This is a genomic window from Neobacillus drentensis (assembly GCF_036966985.1).
GTDB lineage: Bacteria > Bacillota > Bacilli > Bacillales > Cytobacillaceae > Neobacillus > Neobacillus drentensis_E.
On record NZ_JBALSN010000066.1, the window covers coordinates 1 to 9,264 of the forward strand.

Annotated in this window: 10 protein-coding genes; 2 read left to right on the forward strand and 8 right to left on the reverse strand. The window is 37.6% G+C overall.

The features are described from left to right. Positions 1–237: 237 nt before the first annotated feature. Positions 238–1,086, forward strand: coding sequence for an alpha/beta fold hydrolase (locus tag V7659_RS04885; protein ID WP_335538504.1), 849 nt, complete (start codon positions 238–240; stop codon positions 1,084–1,086). Between the two features lie 77 nt (positions 1,087–1,163). Here the strand turns inward: V7659_RS04885 and V7659_RS04890 are convergent, their stop codons facing one another. Together V7659_RS04890 and V7659_RS04895 are read right to left on the reverse strand one after the other, a co-directional pair. Further along, positions 1,164–1,763: a response regulator transcription factor gene (locus tag V7659_RS04890; RefSeq protein WP_335538505.1), complete on the reverse strand. Its 600-nt coding sequence runs from the start codon at positions 1,761–1,763 to the stop codon at positions 1,164–1,166. Further along, on the reverse strand, positions 1,756–2,898 hold the full coding sequence (locus V7659_RS04895; RefSeq protein WP_335538506.1) for a sensor histidine kinase: 1,143 nt from the start codon (positions 2,896–2,898) through the stop codon (positions 1,756–1,758). Before V7659_RS04895 ends, V7659_RS04890 begins: the two co-directional genes overlap by 8 nt. A 280-nt stretch (positions 2,899–3,178) precedes the next feature. On the opposite strand from V7659_RS04895, the gene V7659_RS04900 reads away from it, so the two are divergent. Next, positions 3,179–3,961: an alpha/beta fold hydrolase gene (locus V7659_RS04900; protein ID WP_335538507.1), complete on the forward strand. Its 783-nt coding sequence runs from the start codon at positions 3,179–3,181 to the stop codon at positions 3,959–3,961. Between the two features lie 64 nt (positions 3,962–4,025). Here V7659_RS04900 and V7659_RS04905 read toward each other — a convergent pair whose 3' ends face one another. The 6 genes from V7659_RS04905 to V7659_RS04930 form a co-directional block, all read right to left on the reverse strand. Next, a complete protein-coding gene (locus tag V7659_RS04905; protein ID WP_335538508.1) occupies positions 4,026–5,096 on the reverse strand; it encodes an alpha/beta fold hydrolase in 1,071 nt (356 codons plus the stop codon). Positions 5,097–5,116: 20 nt separating this feature from the next. Then, entirely contained in the window at positions 5,117–5,683 is a 567-nt protein-coding gene (locus V7659_RS04910) for a polyhydroxyalkanoate biosynthesis repressor PhaR (RefSeq protein ID WP_335538509.1), read from the reverse strand. A gap of 22 nt (positions 5,684–5,705) precedes the next feature. Further along, positions 5,706–6,329, reverse strand: coding sequence for a hypothetical protein (locus V7659_RS04915; RefSeq protein ID WP_335538511.1), 624 nt, complete (start codon positions 6,327–6,329; stop codon positions 5,706–5,708). Further along, positions 6,313–6,786, reverse strand: coding sequence for a hypothetical protein (locus V7659_RS04920; protein WP_335538512.1), 474 nt, complete (start codon positions 6,784–6,786; stop codon positions 6,313–6,315). The genes V7659_RS04915 and V7659_RS04920 overlap by 17 nt, the downstream gene beginning before the upstream one ends. A 37-nt stretch (positions 6,787–6,823) precedes the next feature. Further along, positions 6,824–7,603: an SDR family oxidoreductase gene (locus tag V7659_RS04925; protein ID WP_335538514.1), complete on the reverse strand. Its 780-nt coding sequence runs from the start codon at positions 7,601–7,603 to the stop codon at positions 6,824–6,826. 17 nt (positions 7,604–7,620) lie between these two features. Then, a partial coding sequence (locus tag V7659_RS04930) for a long-chain-fatty-acid--CoA ligase (RefSeq protein ID WP_335538515.1) occupies positions 7,621–9,264 on the reverse strand: 1,644 nt, incomplete at its 5' end.

Consider the following 9,264-nt stretch of genomic DNA (forward strand, 5'->3'; position numbering starts at 1 on the left):
GCACCACAAAAAGACACTATCTCGGTTTTTCCACGACAGATGGACACCGCACCAAAAATAACCATTTTTATTAAATTTTATCAGATTCTTATGGGTGGTTTGTACTGTTATTTGAAATTTATATAAATTGCTGATATTTATAGGTTTTGATTTTTGGCAATATTTTTTGTGTATGAACCGATATTTAGGGAACATTATACTCATCTATTTTATTAACGGAGTAGGTGAGAGATCTTGATGGAACAAACCGTCTTGGCAGGTTATCAACCGGTAAATAACATTAATGTTTATTACGAGTTTTATCCTAATCACACATCTGAAAAAACGTTTGTTTTATTACATGGCTTCCTTTCTTCCACCTTCACATTTCGCCATTTAATTTCTTTATTGAAAAAGGAGTACCAGGTTCTATCTATTGATCTTCCCCCATTTGGGAAAAGTGCTAAATGTAACCGCTATGTATATTCCTACAAAAATTTAGCCCAAACAGTAATCCAACTTACGGAATCATTAGGGCTTAAAAAAATGACGTTTATTGGTCATTCTATGGGTGGACAAATTGTATTAAATATCCTCCATATGATGCCAGAACTCGCGGACAAAGCTATTCTTCTCTGCAGTTCAGCTTATCTCAAACGCTCAAAATTGCCTTTGATTATTACAAGTTACCTACCCTATTTCCATCTTTTCGTAAAATATTGGTTTGCACGGACGGGGGTAAAGAAGAATCTTCAGGACGCACTTTATAATCACGCCATCATTAATGATGAAATGATTAACGGTTACTTACAACCGTTTTTAACGGATGAAATTTTTGTGGCTCTTACAAGGATGATTCGTGATCGTGAGGGAGACTTGCCTGCCCAAATTCTTAACCAAATAAAAACACCTTGTTTATTACTATGGGGGGATCATGATAAATCAATGCCCCTTAATATTGGTGAGAAGTTAAATAAGGATTTAACCAACTCAGAGCTCATTGTTTTAAAAGATTCTGGACATGCCCTTCCTGAAGAGCGACCCCGGGAAGTATTTGAATATATTAAAGGCTTTATTAATAATTACAAAACGGCAGCTGAAGCTTAGCTGCCGTTTTGTACTGGATTTAATTTGGTCTACCATGAAGAAAGAATAAGGAGTGAATGAACNNGTTCATTCACTCCTTATTTAAACCAGCCTTTTTCTTTGGATTGAGTAATCGCCTCGATACGGTTTTTTACTTCAAGTTTGTCGAGGATAATTGAGATGTAGTTTCTGACGGTTCCTGTCTTGATACAAAGCTCTTCTGCGATTTCCTTTGTATTTTTACCATCCGCAACGAGCTCTAACACCTCTTTTTCCCTGTCTGTTAATGGATTTTCCTCGCCATACACATCATCCATAAGTTCTGGTGCATAAATTCGTCTTCCTGACATTACACTGCGGATAGAACTTGCCAACTCTTCACTCGGACTGTCTTTTAACAAATACCCGTTCACTCCTGCCTTCAACGCTCGTTGAAAATAACCTGTTCTAGCAAAAGTCGTTAGGATGATTACTTTACAGCCCAGCCCCTTTAGTTCTTCTGCTGCCTCTAGACCGCTCTTACCAGGCATTTCGATATCCATAATACAAACATCAGGCTGAAATTTTTTTACGAGTGCCACGGCTTCTTCACCGTTTGATGCCTTTCCGACCACCTCCATGTCTTCTTCCAAATTAAGAAGTGAACCAAATGCACCTAATAGCATTTGCTGGTCTTCAGCAATCACGATTTTAATCATTTTTCTCCTCCTTATCCATCCCTGGTTTAACATCATTTGGTACTCTTATGATTAATGTGGTTCCTTCTTTTGTCAAAACTTCCAGACTTCCATTAATAAATTCCAATCGCTCTTTCATACCAATCAGTCCATGGCCTTCTTTCAACTTTTCTTGCTCTTTCTTAAAATCACCATCATCACGAATTGTCAGGACCAATTCCTGCATTGACTGAATAATAGTTATGAAACAAGATTTCGCACCACTGTGTTTGACAACATTATTTACTGCTTCTTTCATACACATGCTTAGAATGTTTTCTGTTAACAGCGTAACTTTTGCTGGAGTAAAATCTCCTTCTTTGATCAAATTAATTTCAGCAGCGTGAAGGATTTGTTCCACACGGACAATTTCGTCCCTCAAGCGGATCCCACGCATCGATGAAACCATCTTACGTACCTCACTTAATGCGGTTCGGGCTGTTTGCTGCACATCCTTTAATTCATTTCGCGCTTGCTCCGGATCCTTTGAGATTAACCTCCGGGCCAAATCCGTTTTCAACCCAATAAGTGAAAGCTTTTGTCCGAGGGTATCATGAAGGTCCCTGGCGATCCGCTGCCTTTCCTCTATTTTAACTAACTCTGAAATCCGTTTGTTTGCATCCAGTAACTTTTCTTCTAGCTGACCTCGTTCTTTCCTGTTATGGATGCTAAACGGGAGGAGGATGACACTAATCCAGATGATAATGACAAAGGGCAATTGCTGCAGAAATAATTTTTCTTGCATGACAATACTGAAGTTAATGGACACAGAAGTACTAAACAAATGAATAAAATACAACGTTAAAAAAGCGATTCTTTCTTTGATATTGCCGATAAAATAAGCGAGAAAAAAAGCAAAGTAAACATAATTGAAAAGACTTGTGGCAGTAATAGATATACCAATCAGGATCAACGTCCATAGATAGACGGGCCAGCCTTTAGATAAAAACGCGATTCGGTAAAGAATAAAGAATAATAATGTGAGTAATATCCCCACTACTATTTCAATGGTTGAGGGAGATTGAAAAATAAAGTAAAACGGTAAAATTCCAAGAACTGTCCAAATATACGGAGCAATTCCATTATTTTTTTGAAATGTCAGATACTTTTTTATCATAAGGCAACCTCATTTTCACTTAACATCCTTAATCCTTTTATCATAACTCAAAACTGTCAAGTTGTACTCCATTACAACACCATTTTAGCTAAAAACTTTCTCTATTCATACACAACAATATTCTTCTTTTCAGACAAGTAAATCAGATATATGTACTTTACACTCATATGTAATATTTTCCCACAACTCCATATATAATAAAATAATCATACTTTTATACCCGTTTACACCATTCAAATATTGGATATAACAGTTGTTATTATACAACTAGGAGGAATGAATGTTGAGTGAAATATTCAAAAGTTACTCCGGAATTCCTTATTTGCGGCTTGGTGCAGGTGAACCTTTAGTTTTCATTCATGGTCTAGGTGAAGTAAAGGAGGGTTGGGCAAACCAATTTGAATTTGCGAATCAGTATGACTTAATCATTCCTGATTTACGAGGTCATGGAGAGTACACTACGCCTGGGGAGATTTCAATAAATAACTTTGCAGATGATGTAATTAGTATATTAAAAGAGTTAGGAATAGAAAGCGCACATATATGCGGGTTATCGATGGGTGGAATGGTTGCACAAGAAATTTATCGTCAAGCACCTGGGATGTGCCGGTCTTTAATGTTAGTGAGCACGTTCCATTATGCACCAAGGCAACTCGGAAAGCTTTTTCTAAAGTACCGGAAAGCACAACTAGAAAATAAATCTCCTAAAGCGATCGCAGAAAGGTCCGCAAAGGTTTGTCTATATTCTTGGAGCAAGGAAAATATCGAGACCTTCTCTAAATTCTACAAACCAAACCGTGAATTCTTCTTTAAATCCATGGAGGCTTGTTTACAAGTCAATAACCTAAACTTACTCCCACAGATTAAAGTGCCAACCTTAATTATTGGCGGGCAGTACGATGCAGTTATTCCTGTTTGGGTTCAGTACTTAATGCATAAACAAATTCGTCACTCTGAGTTTGTCATTTTCAGGAATACTGGTCATGTTGCTAAATTAGAGGCAAAGGATGAATTCAACCAAGTTCTGAGAACATTTTTAAACAAACATAAAAGAGCAAGTTAGGAGTAGAGGGATCATCCTTCCTCTCCTAACTTGCCCTACTGAAATAACTTGTCCCAAACTATATTTAAAAAAGCGGATTGGAACGACTAGACGCCCATTGATCAACAATTCCTGCAAATAAACCAGATAATGCAAGACCAACATGCCCTGATTCAACGCACACATACGTTTTATCTTCACTCGATACTAAATCCATAATTGGTTTACTTTGCTCTTCTAAAACTAAATTGTCTCTAGACCCTGAGACCACGAATAGATTGGCACGAATATTTTTCAAATCGGCCGGTTTATTCCCTACCATGAACTCCCCTTTAACCAGCTTGTTACCTTTAACTAATTCATTTACAAATTGTTTATAGGCCTCACCTGCAAAAGGCACTTGATCAAGTGTCCATTTATTCATCCGACGCCATTTTTCAACATAACGGTGATCGTGGGCCCGATTTAAGAGCATGGTATAATTGGTAAAATAGATTGGCGATCCAATTGCTCTAAACATCATTTCCACATATTTAGAGGGAACAACCCCATAAACATCTAGAAAATGATCGAGATTAATATCTCCATTTTTGAGACCTTCCGCCCATTTTTCCGGCCCTACAAACGTACTGAAATCAATAGGTACCGTAGCTACGATTAAATTTTTGATTGGTTCTTCGGCTACAGATGCGTAGATAGAGGCAATCGTACCTCCTAAACAATATCCAACGAGAGTAATTTCCTCCGCTTCAGAATGGCGAATGGCCCTCTTTACAGCTGTTTTTAGATATTTCTCGACATAAGTATCGATACCAATCTTTTTGTCTTCATAGCCTGGTGTACCCCAATCCAATAAATACACTTCATAGCCCATGTCAGTTAAGTTCTTTATCACACTTTTCTTTGGGTCAATATCTAAAATGTATGGTTTATTAAAAAGCGAATACACAAAAAATAATGGAATCTCATACTTTTTTTGATTGGCAGGATAATGCCATAAAACTGATTTATTTTTTCTCCATACTTCAGTCCTTGGAGTTTGACCAACCTTGGGTTCAGGTTCAGATAAAAGTTTAACCACATTTGCCCAGCGGTCCATTTCTTTTTGATAATCAAACTCCGGAATGCTCCCCTTGAAAGGTGCTTCTGTTGCCAAGCTCATCCCTCCATTTCATTTTATTTCGCTGTCCCTGATCCGGCCAACTCTCGAACCACTTCTTTGTTCTTTTCAAGAAGACCTTTTATTGACTCGAATTCTTCTTTAAAGTTAGTTAATTTCATTAACTCAAACTTCATTTCTTGGAGTTCTGCCTTTAATTCTTTGGTCTCTATTTGCTCTTTTTTCGTTTTAACTAACTCTGTTTTAAGCTGCTTTGTTAATTTAATGATTTCTTTTGAAATCTCCACAACACTCTCGATTTCCTTGTTCTGGGACTTCATGGTATCCTGCAAATCCCAGATTTGTTCCTCAAGAGCTTCAATTTTTTCCTCGGCTTGGACCGTTAACGTGGCAACATTCGCTATATCATTTTTAGTTGGTAAATTCAAAACACCTGCAAGTGCTTCCTGATTCTTTTTGAATGTCTCAAGATAACGAGAATTAATTTCTGTTCCGGTATTAGACATTTTTATGAAATCCTTGTTATCCGTCCAATGATAGATAAAATCATTTATCTGTTTTTCCCATAAAAGACTAAGCTTATGAAAGGATTCAAATGGATCGTAAGGTTTTTTACCAGACATTACTTCCACTCCTATTTTGTCATTATTTAGATTGATCGGTTGCATTCTTCATATAATTCTGAAACGGCAGGATTGCAGATTTCACTTGCTTAGCAAACATATTTACAAATACTTTTTGATTTTCATATAAAACATTGCTTGTTTTCTTAACACTCTCAATATATTTTTCTCTGCCATTTTTCCGATAAGCGATATATTGTTCAACGGTTTCTACATATTTATCTAAGGCATCCAATTGTCCTGTAATTAATGCTTGAGTTGGGGTTAATAATAAATGAGCTGTTTTATTTTGAATATCCTCAACAACTTTGTTAATTTCTTCATATGATTTCACTGGAAAGAACTGCTGTAGTGGAGTCGTTGTCATAAGTAATTCTTCGCGTGCTCCCTTTTCCCACTCTTTCAGTTCCATCCCAAATTGCGCAGAAATGGTGAGGGCATTTTCTTGATTCTGTTTAAGCTTTTCTACGTAGTTTCTAACTGCTTCCAAGAAAAGTGTATCTCGTTTATTTAAGCGGTCTTCCCAAGCATCTAATTCATTAAATCCTAACTTCCAAAGCAGATCTAAGCTTGATGAATCCTGTTCCTCGTCAACCTCTACTTCTTGATTTTCTAACTCTAATACTTTTTCAGTTTTTTTCGTCATGATTATTCTCCTCCAAGTTCAAATCAAATAATTGTTTTAACTCTATTAACTCATCTTCCAAGCTTTTTAGTTTACAAGCGTGGATTTCCACTGCTTCCTTTTCCAAAATAGCTTGCAAGTCTTCCCATGATTCACGAATCATTTTTAACTTGTTCCGGTTCTCTTGCTGTCTTTTGTTCATCCAATAGATGGATTCATCCAAAAGATCTAACTTTCCCTCATAATCTACAATTCTTACAGAAATAGCACTTATTTCATCTTTATTTGGAAGGTCAAACTTTTTTAACCTTCTGGTTGTTAGTCTTCTGTGAATTTTTAACTGCTTCACATGTGCATCTATTGCTTTTCCAAATGCAATAGTGAATTTTCTGTTATTTGTGTACGCATGGATTTTCTTATTCATTTCTGCTTCTATTTTTTTATAAAAAGAATCTCTATCTTGATGCGTGGACTCCATGTACATCCCTCTTAACTAATTGGCCAGTATCTACTATTTAACTTACACTGGCAGTTGTCCCGCCGTCAACAACTAGTACATGGCCATAAACATAGTTAGAAGCATTTGAGGCTAAGAATAGTGCTGGACCTTTAATGTCATCATCTGAACCAAAGCGGCCTGCAGGTGTACGCTCAAGAATTTTTTCACCTGAGTAGTCCAGAATCGCTTTAGCCATTTTTGTTGGAAAAAACCCTGGAGCAATGGCATTGACATGAACATTATACGGTGCCAGTTTTACGGCTAAATCCTTTGTTAAGGTAATGACCGCACCTTTGCTTGCTGAATACCCAATCGCATCCATCACTAAAGGGTCTTGTCCACCCATACCTGCGATTGAGGCAATATTAATAATTTTGCCGGATTTTTGCTCGACCATAATTTTACCAACTGCCTGGGAAAATAGGAAAACCGCCTTTAAGTTGATATCCATCACCTTGTCCCATTTATCTTCAGGCATGTCTAAAGCAGGTGCTCCCCAGCTGGTACCACTATTATTAACCAAAATATCAATCCGGCCAAATTCCTTCATGGTTTCATCGACCACCAACTGGATATCCCTCGGATTGGCTACATCACATTTTAAAGCTATTGCCCGAATCCCTTTTTCCTGCAGTGTTTCTATGAATTGTTGGCAAGCATCTAGATTTCTAGAGCATACAACCACATTTGCGCCTGCTTCTGCATACGCGGTTGCAATTTGCTGCCCTAAGCCTCTTCCACCGCCTGTAATAATGGCAGTTTTGCCTTTTAAACTAAAAAGCTCTTGAGTATTCACGGCTTTCTTCCTTTCTATTATGCTTTTACTTTTAATTTTTCTTGGTCTCTTAATACTCGGCGAAGTAACTTTCCAACTGAAGATTTAGGCAAATCAGCACGTATTTCTACTTCTTTTGGAGCCTTATATGGAGCAAGGTTCTCTTTCCCAAACTGTTTGATTTCCTCTTCTGTATGGGTGTACCCGTCCTTCAATTTGACAAATGCCTTTACTGTTTCCCCGCGGTAGGAATCAGGAACGCCTATAACTAGCACTTCTTCAATACCTTCTAATTGATAAAGGACATCTTCGATTTCACTAGGATAAACATTGTATCCACTCGCAATAATCATATCCTTCTTCCGGTCAACGATATAAAAGTAGCCGTCTTCATCCATTTTTGCGATATCTCCTGTAAACAGCCATCCGTCTTTTAATACTTCAGCGGTATCTTCTGGGCGATTCCAATAGCCTTTCATGACCTGAGGACCTTGGATTATTAGCTCCCCTTCTTCTCCAACTGGTGCATCAATATACCCGTCTGGAGTCAGTTGAACAACTCTTGCAATTGTACTTTGGACAGGGATTCCCACACTCCCATATTTCCTTGGGACAAACGGTGGGCTAAATATCGCAGTTGGGGCTGATTCAGAAAGTCCATATCCATCCAGTAACATGGCACCTGTTTTCTTTTCAAACATTTTCACTTGTTCTACAGGTAGAGGAGCCCCACCGCTGCTTAAATAGTACATTTCATTAAAACTACAAGTATCTAAATCTGGCTGGCTATTTAAAGCAAAGTACATGGTTGGAACCGCTGACATTTGGAACGGCTTTTCACGGTTGATCGTTTCCATAACCTCTTTGACATCAAAACGAGGTAAGACGATTTGATTGGCACCTTCACGAATTCCACAAAGTGCCACACTAGATAATCCATAGACATGGAACATTGGCAGGACGGTAATCATCTTTAAGTTTTCCGGTTTATTATCACAAGCTTTATAGGCAAAATCACATACTTGATTGAAATTAGCTAGGAGGTTACGATGAGTGAGCATGACACCTTTAGATACACCTGTTGTACCACCCGTATATTGTAAAAGGGCAACATCCTCGTATTGGTCAATCTCAACTTCTGGAATATTTACGTCCTCAAGTAAAAATTCATCAAAATAATGATCACCTTCTGCAAGATCAGCTCTAGTACCACCAAAACTTACTACGATCACTTTTTTTAAGGATGTATTGGATTGTAATTCTTTTATTCTTGGATAAAATGCATCAAATGCAACGATGTACTCAGAGCCAGAATCATTTAAAACGTGTTCTATTTCTCTGTCTACATACATTGGATTAACTTGAACAGCTATTCCACCTAAACGAAATGTACCGAATAGCGAGAATATGTAATGCGGGGAATTAGGAAGCATAATCGACAGACGATCACCTTTGGTGAACCCTGCCCGATGTAAGGCTGTAGCAAATTGATCGGTTATTAGTTTTGTATCGTTGTAGGTCCATACGTTGCCAAAGAAGGTAAAAGCGGGATTAGTAGTATATCGTGTTACTGAACCTTGCAAAAAATCGTAGAGAGAATTGTGTTCAATATTCACATGCTCGCTAATTCTTGGGTCATAAACTTTTAACCACGGCTTTTGTTGATAAACCATTAAAACGAT

Excerpts from the sequence above, each read along its gene's own strand:
- V7659_RS04885 (WP_335538504.1), top strand. The coding sequence starts at position 238 with ATGGAACAAACCGTCTTGGCAGGTTATCAACCGGTAAATAACATTAAT.
- V7659_RS04890 (WP_335538505.1), bottom strand. The coding sequence starts at position 1,763 with ATGATTAAAATCGTGATTGCTGAAGACCAGCAAATGCTATTAGGTGCA.
- V7659_RS04895 (WP_335538506.1), bottom strand. The coding sequence starts at position 2,898 with ATGATAAAAAAGTATCTGACATTTCAAAAAAATAATGGAATTGCTCCG.
- V7659_RS04900 (WP_335538507.1), top strand. The coding sequence starts at position 3,179 with ATGTTGAGTGAAATATTCAAAAGTTACTCCGGAATTCCTTATTTGCGG.
- V7659_RS04910 (WP_335538509.1), bottom strand. The coding sequence starts at position 5,683 with ATGTCTGGTAAAAAACCTTACGATCCATTTGAATCCTTTCATAAGCTT.
- V7659_RS04915 (WP_335538511.1), bottom strand. The coding sequence starts at position 6,329 with ATGACGAAAAAAACTGAAAAAGTATTAGAGTTAGAAAATCAAGAAGTA.
- V7659_RS04920 (WP_335538512.1), bottom strand. The coding sequence starts at position 6,786 with ATGGAGTCCACGCATCAAGATAGAGATTCTTTTTATAAAAAAATAGAA.